At 66.5% G+C, this 13,082-nt stretch carries 15 protein-coding genes; 8 read left to right on the top strand and 7 right to left on the bottom strand.

The annotated features are described in order from the left end of the window. Positions 1-59: 59 nt before the first annotated feature. The 5 genes from pcaH (at position 60) to OP497_RS08420 (ending at position 2,747) form a co-directional block, all read left to right on the top strand. Complete coding sequence (gene pcaH, locus OP497_RS08400; protein WP_280547748.1) at positions 60-788, top strand: protocatechuate 3,4-dioxygenase subunit beta; 729 nt, start codon at positions 60-62, stop codon at positions 786-788. A 31-nt stretch (positions 789-819) separates the two neighbouring features. Further along, complete coding sequence (pcaG, locus tag OP497_RS08405) at positions 820-1,452, top strand: protocatechuate 3,4-dioxygenase subunit alpha (protein ID WP_280547749.1); 633 nt, start codon at positions 820-822, stop codon at positions 1,450-1,452. A 197-nt stretch (positions 1,453-1,649) separates the two neighbouring features. Next, positions 1,650-2,348, top strand: a complete 699-nt coding sequence (locus tag OP497_RS08410) for a plasmid pRiA4b ORF-3 family protein (protein ID WP_280547750.1) — start codon at positions 1,650-1,652, stop codon at positions 2,346-2,348. 35 nt (positions 2,349-2,383) lie between these two features. Further along, positions 2,384-2,569 (top strand): hypothetical protein, encoded by a 186-nt coding sequence (locus OP497_RS08415; protein WP_280547751.1) that lies wholly within the window; start codon positions 2,384-2,386, stop codon positions 2,567-2,569. Positions 2,570-2,591: 22 nt separating this feature from the next. After that, positions 2,592-2,747, top strand: coding sequence for a type II toxin-antitoxin system HigB family toxin (locus tag OP497_RS08420; protein WP_280547752.1), 156 nt, complete (start codon positions 2,592-2,594; stop codon positions 2,745-2,747). On the opposite strand, the gene OP497_RS08425 is transcribed toward OP497_RS08420, so the two are convergent. The 3 genes from OP497_RS08425 to OP497_RS08435 are packed head-to-tail and all read right to left on the bottom strand — an operon-like array spanning position 2,735 to position 5,724. Then, positions 2,735-4,048 (bottom strand): amidohydrolase, encoded by a 1,314-nt coding sequence (locus tag OP497_RS08425; protein WP_280547753.1) that lies wholly within the window; start codon positions 4,046-4,048, stop codon positions 2,735-2,737. The two genes, OP497_RS08420 and OP497_RS08425, sit on opposite strands and share 13 nt — an antisense overlap. Positions 4,049-4,064: 16 nt before the next feature. Then, a complete protein-coding gene (locus OP497_RS08430) occupies positions 4,065-5,519 on the bottom strand; it encodes a sodium:solute symporter family protein (protein WP_280547754.1) in 1,455 nt (484 codons plus the stop codon). Beyond that, positions 5,512-5,724 (bottom strand): hypothetical protein, encoded by a 213-nt coding sequence (locus OP497_RS08435; protein WP_280547755.1) that lies wholly within the window; start codon positions 5,722-5,724, stop codon positions 5,512-5,514. Before OP497_RS08435 ends, OP497_RS08430 begins: the two co-directional genes overlap by 8 nt. Positions 5,725-5,921: 197 nt before the next feature. Between OP497_RS08435 and OP497_RS08440 the strand changes: the two genes are divergently transcribed. Further along, positions 5,922-6,812, top strand: a complete 891-nt coding sequence (locus OP497_RS08440; RefSeq protein WP_280547756.1) for a LysR family transcriptional regulator — start codon at positions 5,922-5,924, stop codon at positions 6,810-6,812. Positions 6,813-6,893: 81 nt separating this feature from the next. Here the strand turns inward: OP497_RS08440 and OP497_RS08445 are convergent, their stop codons facing one another. Continuing rightward, positions 6,894-7,799, bottom strand: a complete 906-nt coding sequence (locus OP497_RS08445) for a LysR family transcriptional regulator (RefSeq protein ID WP_280547757.1) — start codon at positions 7,797-7,799, stop codon at positions 6,894-6,896. A gap of 211 nt (positions 7,800-8,010) precedes the next feature. Here OP497_RS08445 and salA point away from each other — a divergent pair, with 211 nt between their 5' ends. Further along, the gene (salA, locus tag OP497_RS08450; RefSeq protein WP_280547758.1) at positions 8,011-9,330 is read left to right on the top strand and encodes a salicylate 1-monooxygenase; all 1,320 of its coding nucleotides are present in this window, start codon (positions 8,011-8,013) and stop codon (positions 9,328-9,330) included. Positions 9,331-9,393: 63 nt separating this feature from the next. Then, entirely contained in the window at positions 9,394-10,569 is a 1,176-nt protein-coding gene (locus OP497_RS08455; RefSeq protein ID WP_280547759.1) for an ABC transporter substrate-binding protein, read from the top strand. 76 nt (positions 10,570-10,645) lie between these two features. Here OP497_RS08455 and OP497_RS08460 read toward each other — a convergent pair whose 3' ends face one another. From OP497_RS08460 to OP497_RS08470, 3 genes are all read right to left on the bottom strand, one after another. Beyond that, positions 10,646-11,116, bottom strand: coding sequence for a MarR family transcriptional regulator (locus OP497_RS08460; protein ID WP_280547760.1), 471 nt, complete (start codon positions 11,114-11,116; stop codon positions 10,646-10,648). A gap of 118 nt (positions 11,117-11,234) precedes the next feature. Beyond that, positions 11,235-12,494, bottom strand: coding sequence for a TRAP transporter large permease (locus tag OP497_RS08465; protein WP_280547761.1), 1,260 nt, complete (start codon positions 12,492-12,494; stop codon positions 11,235-11,237). Between the two features lie 4 nt (positions 12,495-12,498). Further along, on the bottom strand, positions 12,499-13,017 hold the full coding sequence (locus tag OP497_RS08470) for a TRAP transporter small permease (protein ID WP_280547762.1): 519 nt from the start codon (positions 13,015-13,017) through the stop codon (positions 12,499-12,501). Positions 13,018-13,082 lie beyond the last annotated feature (65 nt).

Raw genomic sequence — 13,082 nt, forward strand, 5'->3', positions numbered from 1 at the left:
GGCAGGCCGGCGACACGCGGCCACACTGATCGGGATCCACAACCCCCGGAGACGATCGCATGCAGGACCCCAACAAGCGCTTCGTGGAGCGCGACCGCAACTGGCATCCGCCGGCCTATGCCCCCGGCTACAAGACCTCCGTGGCCCGTTCGCCGCGCCAGGCGCTGGTCAGCATGCAGCATGCCACCGCCTCCGAACTCAGCGGCCCCGACTTCCGTGGCCTGCGCATGGGCGCCCATGACAACGACCTGCTGCTCAACTTTCGCCAGGATCACAGCCAGGGCCTGCCGGTGGGTGAGCGCATCATCATGTTCGGCCGTGTGGTCGACCAGTTCGGCAAGCCGGTACCCCATACCCTGGTGGAGATGTGGCAGGCCAATGCCGGCGGTCGCTATCGTCACCGCAACGACAACTACCTGGCCCCGCTGGATCCCAACTTCGGCGGCGTGGGGCGCTGCCTGACCGATGGTCAGGGCTGGTACCGCTTCCGGACCATCAAGCCGGGCCCCTATCCATGGCCCAACGACGTCAACAGCTGGCGACCCTCGCACATCCACGTCTCGGTGATGGGTCCGGCGATCTCCACCCGCCTGATCACCCAGATGTACTTCGAGGGCGATCCGCTGATCCCGTTGTGTCCCATCGTCAATACCCTCAAGGACCCCGAGGCCGTCGAGACCATGATCGGCCGCCTGGACATGGCCCGCAGCCGGCCCATGGACTGCCTGGCCTACCGCTTCGACCTGGTGGTGCGTGGCGAACTGCAGACCTATTTCGAGAACCAGTGATCGGTTCGAGAACCAGCAAGGGGACAATGAGATGAAACAGCCGAATTCCCAGCCCGCCAGCGAGCTGATGCTGCGCGAGACCGCCTCCCAGACCGCCGGGCCCTACGTGCATATCGGCCTGGCCCTGGCCGCCGCCGGCAACCCGACCCGCGACGAGGAGATCTGGAACGAGATGGCCAAGCCCGAGGCCGAGGGCGAGCACATCGAGGTGGTCGGTACCGTGATCGACGGCAACGGCGACCTGGTGCGCGACGCCTTCCTCGAGGCCTGGCAGGCCGACGCCCACGGTGAGTACCAGCGCGAGTACGACCTGAAGAAGCCGTTCAACAGCTTCGGGCGTACCGCCACTACCTTCGACCACGGCAGTGAATGGTCGCTCAAGACCCTCAAGCCGGGCCCGGTGGTCCACGCCAGCGGCCAGCCGATGGCGCCGCACATCAACCTGACGCTCTTCGCCCGCGGCATCAACATTCACCTGCAGACCCGCCTCTACTTCGAGGATGAGGCCGAGGCCAACGCCCAGTGCCCGGTGCTCTCCCGCATCGAATCGCCGGCACGGCGCCAGACGCTGATCGCCAGGCGCGAGGAGGCCGACGGCAAGGTGCGCTATCGTTTCGATATCCGCCTGCAGGGCGAGGGCGAGACGGTGTTCTTCGACTTTTGATCGACGGGAAAGCGAAGCGGTGAGCCAGTGGTAAGCGGCCCCGGGGGTATGGCCCCCGGGGCCCGCCAATGGTGTTAATGGCCGACGCAACGGCGTCCATGGGATACTCTGCGGCCAACGGAACCTGGCCCTCGCCATGGTCTGGACGCTTCACCACCTGTTCGGCATTCCAGCCGAGAGCCTGATCAAGGCCCCCCATGCCTGATATTCGCCTGCGTATCGAACTGCTCGACACCGATCCCCTGGTCTGGCGCCGCGTGCTGGTGCCGGAGCAGATCAACCTGCACCGCCTGCACGAGGTCATCCAGGCCGCCATGGGCTGGGTGGATTGTCATCTCTTCGAGTTCGAGTGCAACGGCCGCTACTACGGCGAGCCGGACGACTGGAGCGACCGGCCCATCGCGCTGGCGCGCAACGCCAGGCTCAAGATCATCGCCGCGCGGCTGAAGGACAACACCTTCCACTACCTCTACGACTTCGGCGACGACTGGATACATCGCATCGTGGTGGAAGCGACCGGCCTCGCCGAGACCAACCCCTGCCCGCGGCTGATCGACGGCGCCATGGCCTGCCCGCCGGAGGATATCGGCGGCATCAGTGGGTTCGAGGCGCTCAAGGAGGCCGCCGCCGGCCGCGGCGATGAGCACGGTGAGATGCTGCTGGACGCCGAGGACGGCCACTTCGATCCGGAAACGCTGGACGAAGAAGAGATCGATTTCATGCTGGCGCCGATCCAGGCTGGCTTTCGCCGGGGCGGCCGCAAGCCGGACGAACGGCGTATACCGCCGGGTATCGCCGCCAAGCGGAATAGCGAAGCCTCGCTCCACGAGGAGAATCTTCGCACCATCGAGGGGCTGATGAAGGCGATGCAAGCCGAGAGGGACAGGAAGCAATAAGTGATGGTTACCCACCGACCGCGACCTTTTCCTCTATGAGCGAATATCGGCAGCCCAAGGGCTACGAGATGGCCGCCGGGTTGCTTGCAGACCTGCATGAGCTGGCCATTGAACACGGCGAGCAGGCCGCCTTCGAGGAGCGCCTGGACAGGAAAGTGGCCAAGCATTGGCGAAAGGAGCGTTTCCTTGAACAGCTGCAGCACTTTGGGCTGTTGCAGTGAATCCTGAAAACCTGTCTTTCGCATGCCCGCAGCTGCCTTCAGGCTGATTATCGCCGTTGCCTGCCGGTTCGGCGCGGTCTACATCAAGTTCATCGGCACTCATGCGGAGTATAAAAAGGTGGATGTCGCCCTCCCATTCTGCACGGCCTCGCTGTCCTGCCGAGGCTATCCCAGGTAGGCGAGTGCCCCGGTGGCCATGGCCTCGATGCCGGTGCGCAGGGTGACCTCGTTGCCCGGGAAGTAGTAGGGCGAGTGGGGCATCTCCAGGTGGCGCATCTTCTCGGCCACGCTGGCCCCTGGCGTCTCGGCCCAGCGCTCGGCCGGGGTGGCGCCGATGAACCAGTAGACGTAGGGGATGTCCTCGCCGCCGAAGCCGCCCTCCGCGGCGTTGCCGAAGAACGGGAAGTCCTCGCTGCCGTTGAGGCGCGGCATGGCGTACAGGCCGGCCTCGCCGAAGTGCTCGCCGTGGGCCCGGCGCACCCGCTCGACCGTCGCCGGGTCGTTGTGCAGGGCGAGGGTCTCATTGAGCACGCGGAATTCCGGCGGCTTCGGCGAGCGGCCGGCCTCGCACTCGGCGCGAATGATGCGCTCGATGGCCTCCACCACCTGGCGGTGCAGGGCGTTGTCGAAGCTGCGGATATTGATCTCGAGCTCCGCCGAGTGGGGGATGATGTTGGCCTGGGTGCCGGCGTGCAGCTTGCCGACGGTCACCACCACGGTCTCCTCCGGCGGCACCTCGCGGGAGACGATGGTCTGCAGGCGGGTGACTACATGGGCGGCAATCACCACCGGGTCCACCGTCTGCGCCGGCATGGAGCCGTGGCCGCCGGCGCCGTGGATCGTCACGGCCAGGTTGGTGCAGGCGGCCATGGCGCTGCCGGCGCGATGGCCGACGGTGCCGGCGAGGGCCGGCATGTTGTGCTGGCCGAGGATGACATCGGGCCGGGCGAATCGCGTGTAGAGGCCGTCATCGAGCATGGCCCTGGCGCCGCCGAAGATCTCCTCGGCCGGCTGGCAGATCAGCATCAGGGTGCCGGACCAGTGTTCCTTGAGTCCCGCCATCACGGCAGCGGCCCCCGCCACGCAGCTGCTGTGCAGGTCATGGCCGCAGGCATGCATCAGCGGCACCGTGCCGCCCTCCGTCTCCACCGTGCGCGTGCTGGCGAAGTCCAGGCCGGTGTCCTCCTTGATCGGCAGGGCATCCATGTCGCCGCGCAGCATCACCGTGGGGCCGTCGCCGTTCTCGAGCAGGGCCACCACGCCGGTACCGCCCACGCCGCGGGTTACTTCATAGCCCAGCGCTTCCAGCGCCTCGGCCAGGCGGGCGCTGGTCTCGTGCTCCTGGAAGGGCAGCTCGGGATGCTGGTGAATCTGGCGGTACAGCGCCTGCACCTCCTCGAGGGTCGCTTCCACCTGGGCGCCGATGGCGCCCTTGAGATCCAGGCCCTTGAGGTCGTACGTGTCGGTTTGCGTCGTCATCGTGGTCTCCCGGGGCTTAGTGGCTGTTATGGGGCTGGGGGGCGTGCGCGGTGCTACTGAAACGCTGCCAGACGGCGACCGCCACCACGTTGAGCAGCATCGCCCAGACCCCGGCGTGCCAACCCAGCGGCGAGCTCCAGACGAACTCCATCAGCAGGAAGGCCAGGCTGCCGATCAGCGCACCTGCCATCACACTGGCGCGGCGCAGCCGTGGCAGGAACAGCGCGCCGATCACCATCGGGAACAGCTGGATGATCACCCCATAGGCGGTGAGCAGGATCATCACCAGCGAGCCGGGGTTGAGCAGCGCGATCAGGTAGGCCGCCAGCGACAGCCCCAGCACGCTCCAGCGCGTCACACTGACCGTGGTCTTCTCGCTGGCGCCCTTCATCACGGTGGGGCCCATCACGTCGCGCACCAGCACCACGGCCGCCGTATGGGCCAGGTTGGCCCCGGTGGACATGGCCGCCGCCAGCGCGCCGGAGAGCATCAGGCCGATCACCCAGGGCGAGAAGTTGGCCACCTCCATCACCATCTTCAGCAGCACGGTGTCGGAGCGCTCCAGGGGCGAGTCGGCGAAGGCCAGGATGCCGGCGAAGCCGATGAACAACAGCGGCACCAGCAGGTAGGCGTAGAGGGGGTAGAAGACACTGACCTTGCGCAAAGTCTTGCCGCTGTCCGCCGAGTAGAACTTCATGAACAGGTGTGGCCACATGGCGCCGCCGAAGGCACTGACCAGCACCGCGGTGCTGAAGTAGCCCCAGCCCATGCCGGTGGCCCCGGGCATGGTCAGGTACTCCGGTGCCTGCTGCTGGAGCTGGGTGAACATCTCCCCCACGCCGCCGTAGAGGCGCTCGGAGATGGCCAGTCCCAGGAACCAGGCGATGGCGATCATCATCACGCCCTGTACCAGGTTGGTCCAGCCGATCCCGCTCAGGCCGCTGCAGAACACGTAGGCGGCCACCACCACGAAGGCCAGCAGGCCACCCAGCCAGAAGGGCACCATGCCGTCGGTGGCGGCCTGGAACAGCAGGCCGGCGCCGGCGATCTGGATGGTCAGGTAGGGCACCAGGGCCACCACGCCGATGATGCCGGCCAGCATGCCGAGCGGCTTGCTGCGGTAGTGGTCGGCGATCATGTCGCCCTGGGTCAGGTAGCCCCGCTCGCGGCCCAGCTTGGCCACCCGCGGGCCCAGTGCCCAGATGGTGATCGGCACCAGCGACAGGTAGGCGAGGATATAGAAGGCCGGCGCGCCGTGCTTGTAGGCCCAGCCTGGCGTGCCGAGGAAGGCGAAGGCGGAGAAGATCTCGGCCCCGAGGATGAAGAACAGGATCACCACGCCCACGTGGCGGCCGCCGGCGACATAACCTTCCAGGCTGGCGCTCGACTGGCCGCGGGCGCGCAGGCCCACCACCAGCACCATCGCCAGGTAGACGAGCGTAATGCCGACGATAATCACGGAATCACTCATGGCGGCCACCTCCATGACGGACGACGAAGGCGACCCACATGCCGGCGAAGAGCACCAGCATCCACAGGGTGTACCAGAAGAAGAGGAAGGGCAGGCCCAGCACGGTGGGCTCGATACGGTTGGCGATCAGGGCGCCGGGCCAGATCATGGCCAGGGTGCACACCGCAAAGTGCAGCCCCGTCAGCAGGTGATAGGTCTTGTTCATGGGGATCGTCCAGCTCGCCGAGGGCGAGTCTTGTTATGGGTTGTCCCCTCACTATGAAACACGCCCGTCGATACCGAAAATATCACTTCTGGATGCAAGCCATACCTTTTATGTATGGAAAGCCGGCAGCCGAGGCACGATACTGCCCAGGTTATGTGCGAAACGTCGCCCTTCATCCCAGAGGTGTCATCGGTGCCATGGAATTTCGTCAGCTGGACTACTTCGTGGCGGTGGTGGAGACAGGCTCCATCTCCGCGGCCAGCCGCCGGGTGCACGTCGCCCAGCCGGCGCTGACGCGCCAGATGCGGCTGCTGGAAGACGACCTGGACACTCGGCTCTTCGACCGCCATGCCCGCGGCATCCGGCTCACGGTCGCGGGTCGCGCGCTGTACGAGGAGGCCATCCAGCTGCTCGATGCCCGTGCCCAGATCAAGGCGCGCCTGGCGGCACTGGGCAGCGGTCAGGTCGGCAAGCTCTGTCTCGGCATCACCGTGACTCACCTCTGGGTACCCGACGTGGCGCGGCTGATGGGAGGCTACCGGCAGTGCTATCCCGGCGTCGCCTTCGAGGTCTTTCCCCTGCTGTCGGGGCCCCAGCTGGAGCGGCTGCGGGAGGGCAGCCTGGATGCCGGTATTCTCTACCTGGACAGTGCCGAACAGCCCGGCCTCGAGACCCGCCTGCTGCAGCACGACCACCTGATGCTGGCCGTTCCGGAGGCCTCGCCCTGGTCGGCAGCGCCGCCGGCAAGTCTGGACGAGCTGAAGGAGGCCGACTTCGTGTGGGGTTTTCGCAGTGCTTCCCCGGTTTACTACGACCGCATGTTGGCCCACTTCGAGCGCCTGAGTTTTTCGCCACGCGTGGTCCAGTATGGGGCCGACAACATCACCATCCTCAGCATGGTGGCGGCAGGACTCGGTATTGCCATCGTGCCCTCGGCCAGCAGCGCCCACCCCATGCCCGGCATCCGCTTCGTGCACCTGCCGGAACTCGAGGCCTGCGACATGCCGCTGTGGCTGGCCTGGCGGTCGAGCAACGACTCGCCGGCCCTTCACAACCTGATCGGCCTGGTCGAGGAGGTGTTCGAGTGAGCTCACCACTCCGGTTCCGGCTTCACGCTGGGGCAGGCCCTGGGTCCCCCCTCCAGCCTGCTGCCGTCCTTCTGATAGCGGTCACTCGGCGAACATCTCGAACAGCAGGCCGCGCAGCCAGCGGTTGCCGGCATCCTGATGGAAGCGGCGGTGCCAGAAGACCTTGATGGGGATCTCGGGGAAGGGCAGGGGATGCTCGCGCATCGTCAGCGCGAAGCGCTCGCGCGTCACCTCGGCCAGCTTGTCGGTGACCGTCACCACCAGGTCGGTGTGGCTGATGATATAGGGCACGGCGGCAAAGTGGGGAAGCTCGAGGCAGACCGGCCGGGTGACCCCCGCCCTGGCCAGGGACTCCTCGACGATGCCGTGCCCGGTGCCGCGGGCTACTACCACGGCGTGGCGGGCGGCGATGAAGTCTTCCAGGTCGAAGTCTTCGGCTGCCAGGGGGTGGTCGCGGCGCATCAGGCAGACATAGCGCTGGACGAAGAGCCCCTGCTGGTAGAAGCCGGCGCCGAGCTGGGGGATCAGGCCGATCGCCAGGTCGATCCGGCCATCCTCCATCTCCCGCTTCAGGTCGTCGTGCTGGCTGCGCACGGTGCTCAGCCGGATGCCGGGCGCCTGTTCGGCCAGGCGCTGCAGCAGGCGGGGCAGGAAGACGATCTCGCCGATGTCGGTCATGGCGATGTTGAAGGTGCGCTCACTGACGGCGGGATCGAAGTCGTCCGGCCGGTTGAGGGCTTCCTGAAGATGGGCCAGGGCCTGGGCCACCGGCGGGTGCAGGCGGCTGGCCAGCGGGGTCGGCATCAGTCCCCGGGAGGTGCGCTCGAAGAGCTCGTCGCCCAGCAGCTTGCGCAGCCGTTTCAGGGCATGGCTCACCGCCGGCTGGGTAAGCCCGAGTCGCTGGGCCACCCGCTGGGTGTTCTGCTCCTGGTAGAGCAGGTCGAAGACCACCAGCAGGTTGGTGTCGATCTCCGAGAGCCGGATCATGTCAGTCTGCCTCGTGCGGGGGAGTTTCGACCGGGCAGGTTGGCGGTATACGACAATAGTCGATCCTTGGAGGAACTGGGGCGTGCAAGCGTTTGATTCATGGTCTTATTAGTGTCACTTATCGGGTGAATTCAGGGGGCTGTATGGCCGCTGCCTGGCCAGGGGAATAGCGTGACGATCATCACAATAATCCCTGACAGGAGACACCACCATGGTATCCAGTGCCTCGCACAAGCGTCTTTCCATCGGCATCGTCGGCGGCGGCATCGGCGGCGTTGCCCTGGCCGTGGCCCTCTCGCGGGATCCGGGACTCAAGGTGCGGCTCTTCGAGGCCGCAGAGCAGTTCTCGGAAATCGGTGCCGGCGTCTCCTTCGGGCCCAATGCCGTCCGGGCGATCACGCTGCTCGGCCTGGAGGCCTCCTACCGACACATCTCCGACTCCTCTCCTGCGCCCTTCGAGGATGTCTGGTTCGAATGGCGCCGCGGTAGCGATGATGCCTACCTGACCGCCACCCTGGCGCCCGGCTGTGGCCAGTCCTCGGTCCACCGGGCCGACTTCCTGGAGGCGATCGTCGAGAACCTGCCCGAGGGAATCGCCCGTTTCGGCAAGCGCTGCGTGGCGGTCGAACAGGATGGCGATGGCACCACCGCGCAATTCGCCGACGGCACGGCCTACACCGCCGACATCCTGATCGGCTTCGACGGCATCAAGTCGGCGGTGCGTGATCATGTGCTTTCCCCGGCGCAGCACGCTGAGCTCGGTCCCTTCTGGAGCGGCACCTACGCCTATCGCGGCATGATTCCCACCGAGCAGCTGGAGGCCGCCATGGCCGCCAGGGGCGCCGACAAGCGCCTGGCACGGGTGCCGCAGATGTATCTGGGACCGGACCGCCACATCCTGACCTTTCCGGTGAAGCAGACCGAGTTGATCAACGTGGTGGCCTTCATCACCGACCGCTCCACCCCGGCTCCCCAACTCCCCGAGGGCGAGGAGTGGGTCAGTACCGTGAGCCAGGAGGAGATGCTGGAGGTGTTCGCAGGCTGGGGGGCCGGTTCACAGGCCATTCTCGACTGCATTCCCGAGCCCACTCGCTGGGCCTTGCACGAGCTGCCCGAACTGCCTCGTTACCGTCGCGGCCGGGTGCTGATCGTGGGTGATGCCGCCCATGCCATGGTGCCCCACCAGGGCGCAGGCGCCGGCCAGGCGCTGGAGGATGCCTATGTGCTGGCAGGCCTGTTGACCGATCAGGCTTGCGATCGGCAGAGCGCCGAGCAGGCGCTGGCGGCCTTCGAGGCGGTCCGTCACGCGCGTGCCTGCAAGGTGCAGCGCACCTCCCATGAGGCGGGCGACGTCTACGAGTACGCCGCTGCCGGCATCGGCGACGATGAAGCCCGGCTGATCGAGAACCTGAAGAGCCGCTACGACTGGCTGTGGCAGCACGACCCGCAGGATGACGTGGCCGAGGCGCGGCGTCGGCTGGGTTGGCAGCCGCATGCCGACTCGCGGGCGGCGAAATCACGACAGGCCTGAGCGGCCTTGGCGGTAGCGAAATAACCCACAACGACAATATCCCTGACGAGAGACGAGCCCACCATGATGAACCAGAAAAATACGCGACTGAGGGCCCTGCTGGGGGCTGCTCTCCTGCTGGCTGGCCAGTCGGCCCTGGCGGAGAATAACGAGCCCGTGAAACTCGGCCTGATGCTGCCCTACTCCGGCACCTACACGGCCCTGGGCGAGGCCATCACCAACGGCCTCAAGCTGGCCATCGAGCAGAATGGCGGCCAGCTCGGTGGCCGCGACGTCGAGTACGTGCAGCTCGATTCCGAGGCCAACCCCTCCAAGGCGCCCCAGAACATGAGCCGCCTGGTCAAGGGCGATGGCGTCGACTTCGTCATCGGCCCGGTCCACTCCGGCGTGGCCATGGGCATGCTGCGGGTGGCCAAGCAGTCCGGCGCCATCACCATCATCCCCAATGCCGGCCTGGAGGCCGCCACCAACCAGCTGTGCATGCCCAATATCTTCCGTACCTCCCACAACATGTGGCAGGACAGCTACCCCATGGGCAAGGTGGCCTTCGAACGCGGCCATCGCCGCGTGGTGACCATCACCTGGGACTACGCCGGGGGCAAGGAGGACCTGGCCGCCTTCGAGAGCGCCTTCAGCGAGGAGGGCGGCGAGATCGTCGAGCAGATCCTGGTGCCCTTCCCGAGCACCGAGTTCCAAAGCTACCTGACGCAGATCGCCAGCCTCAAGCCGGATGCCGTCTACACCTTCTTCGCCGGGGGCGGCGGGGTGAGCTTCGTGCGCGACTATGCCGCCGCCGGCCTCAAGGAGAGCATCCCGCTGCTGGGCTCGGGCTTTCTGACCGAGGGCAACCTCGCGACACTGGGCGACGCCGGGGAGGGGGTGCTGACCACCCTGCACTATGCCGAGACGCTGGACAGCGAGGAGAACCGGGCCTTCGTCTCGGCCTATGAAGCGGCTTACGGCGAGACCCCTGACGCCTATGCGGTGCATGGCTATGACACCGGCGCCATGCTGGTTCAGGCGCTCGCCGAGGTCGGTGGCAATACCGAGGACCGGGACGCGCTGATCGAGGCCCTGGCCAATGTGGAGCTCGAGAGTCCGCGGGGGCCGCTGAGCTTCTCGGAGTCCCACCACCCGATCCAGAATATCTACCTGCGCGAGATCCAGGACGGCAGGCATGAGGTCATCGACGTCGCCCATGAACAGCTGGAGGCGCCGGACGGCGACTGCCGGATGTGAGTGTCCCGCCTTAGTCAGCATGGAAAAGCGGCGGGCCGAAAGGCCCGCCGCTTCCTGTTTGCCATGTCAGGCGGGTTCACCCCGTCTGGCGCACTGGCACGCGGCTGAGGTGGTTGTTTTCGTCGGCGATGCGTCCCAGCAGTCGGCATAGGGTCTCCCGTTCGTCCTCGCTCAGGGGGGCGACGATCTCCTCCTGCACCTCGGCCACCTGAGGCTCGGCGTCATGGCGAAGGCGTTCGCCCTCCGTGGTCAGGGAAACCAGCATGGAGCGGCGATCCTCGGGGTTGCGGCGTCGGGTCACCAGGCCGCGTTCCTCCAGCTTGCGCACCACCACGGCCACGGTATTGCGATCCAGCGCCGTATGGCCGCCCAGGGTGATCTGATCGATCGGCCCCTTCTCCTCGAGGGCGCAGAGGAGGATGTACTGCAGCTGGGTCAGGTGGTAGGCCTCGCACTTGCGCAGGAAGATCGCGACGCTGATCTGGTGGCAGCGCCGCAGCAGGTTGCCGGGCAGCACACTGGCCTGGGTAAGCGGAGTTCCGGTCATCGGCTCGTCATCTTGGGGGCGGGTGGCTGGCCGGGCAGGGGTCGGCCCGGCACGGTGGTCTAATGTATCAGAGTGCCCGGGCCCGGGCATCCGCTGGCGATCCCGGGCCGGGGCGGGTCTAGCGGAAGACGCTGACCAGCCAGGGATTGAAGATGATCGCCAGGATCACCAGGCAGGCCGCCAGCACGAAGGGAAAGATCCACCTGGTGATGCGTGGCAGGCTGACGTTGCTGATGGCCGAGGCGACATAGAGGCCCGCGCCCACCGGCGGCGTCAGCAGCCCGAGGCTCAGGGTCATGCAGGTGACGATGCCGAAGTGGATGGGGTCGATGCCGTAGCTCTGCTGGGCCACCGGCAGCAGGATCGGCACCAGGATGATCAGTGCGGCGATGCCGTCGAGCACCATGCCCACCACGATCAGCATCACGAACACCAGCAGCATGAACACCAGCGGGCTCTCGGTGGTGCCCTGCATCAGCCCCGCCACCTGCTGGGGGATCTGGTTGTAGATCAGCACCCAGCCGAAGGCCTTGGCGGCGGCGATCAGGAACAGCACGATGGACGTGTTGCGCGCCGTACGCCTGAGCACGCCGGGCAACTGTCCCCACCTGAGCTCACGGAAGAACAGGCAGCCGAGGATCAGCGCCATCAGGGTGGCCACGGCGGCGGATTCCGTGGGCGTGACGATGCCGAAGGCAATGCCGCCGACGATGACCACGGGGATGCACAGGGTGAGCAGGGCACCGCGAGTGGCCTTCCACAGCGGGATGCTCGTCCGTGCCTCGGCGCCCTTCTTGCTTGCCCGGCCGGCGAGCAGCGCGATCAGGCCGCTGATCAGCACGAACAGCACCAGGCCCGGAAGGATGCCGCCCATGAACATGGCGCCGATGGAGACCTGGGCGATGACCCCGTAGATGATGAAGACCATGGAGGGCGGGATGATCGGCCCCAGCAGGCCGGCCCCCGCCGTCAGGGCGGCGGCGAAGCCCTTGTCGTAGCCGTCGCGTTCCATCTCCGGGGTCATCACTCGGCTCATGATGGCGATCTGCGCAGTCGCCGAGCCCATGATCGAGGCCAGCATCAGGTTCGAGGTCAGGGAGACATAGGCGATGCTGTGTGGCACCCAGGAGAACCAGGCGCGGGCCGCGGTGATGATCCGCCGGGTGATCCCTCCCTCGTTCATGATCTCGCCGAGCAGGATGAAGAGCGGGATCGCCAGCAGGTCGAAGACCTCCAGCGAGCCGAAGATCACCTGGGGCAGGTTCTCGAGCAGCCGGTAGTTGCCGGACGCGAGGACGAAGGTGAAGGTCGAGGCCAGCAGCACGAAGGCGATGGGCATGCCGAGCAGCATGAACAGTAGGAAGGCAGCGAGCGTCATGCGGTCAATCCTCGTCGCTGACCAGGGTGAAGACGGTGCGTGAGCGGTCCGACAGCCTGGCGATGAGGTGGAAGATCGAGGTGGCGCAGAAGATCGGTACGATTAGGTAGAAGTGCCACTTGGGCCAGTCGAGGGTGATGGCGATGTCGTAGCCCACCGAGGGTGAGCGCAGCCAGCCGATGGCGTACCAGAGGATCACCGCCAGCATCGCCAGGCAGACCAGCTCGGTCAGCCAGTAGCAGGCCCGCTGGGCCGTCGTGGGCAGCAGCCCTACCAGCATGGTGAGGCGCACGTGCTGGTCGTGGTGGATCGAGATCGAGATGGCCAGGAAGGCCATCCAGATCAGGATGTAGACGGCCAGTTCGCTGGCGAAGAAGATCGGGCTGTTCAGCACGTAGCGGGCGAAGACGTTGGCGATCAGCAGCACGCCGAAGGCCGCGATCAGCACGCTGCAGGCCAGCTGCTCCAGCCCGGCCAGCCGGCGGCTTGCCCGGCTGAGCCAGGTGTCATGTCGTGCGTTCATGGGGACTCCTTCCTGTCCGGGGCGGGCTGTCCGGGTCGGGCTGTCTGGATTGGGGCGCGGGCGCG

Origin of the sequence: Halomonas sp. 11-S5 (assembly GCF_029889825.1) — a bacterium.
Taxonomy (GTDB): domain Bacteria; phylum Pseudomonadota; class Gammaproteobacteria; order Pseudomonadales; family Halomonadaceae; genus Halomonas.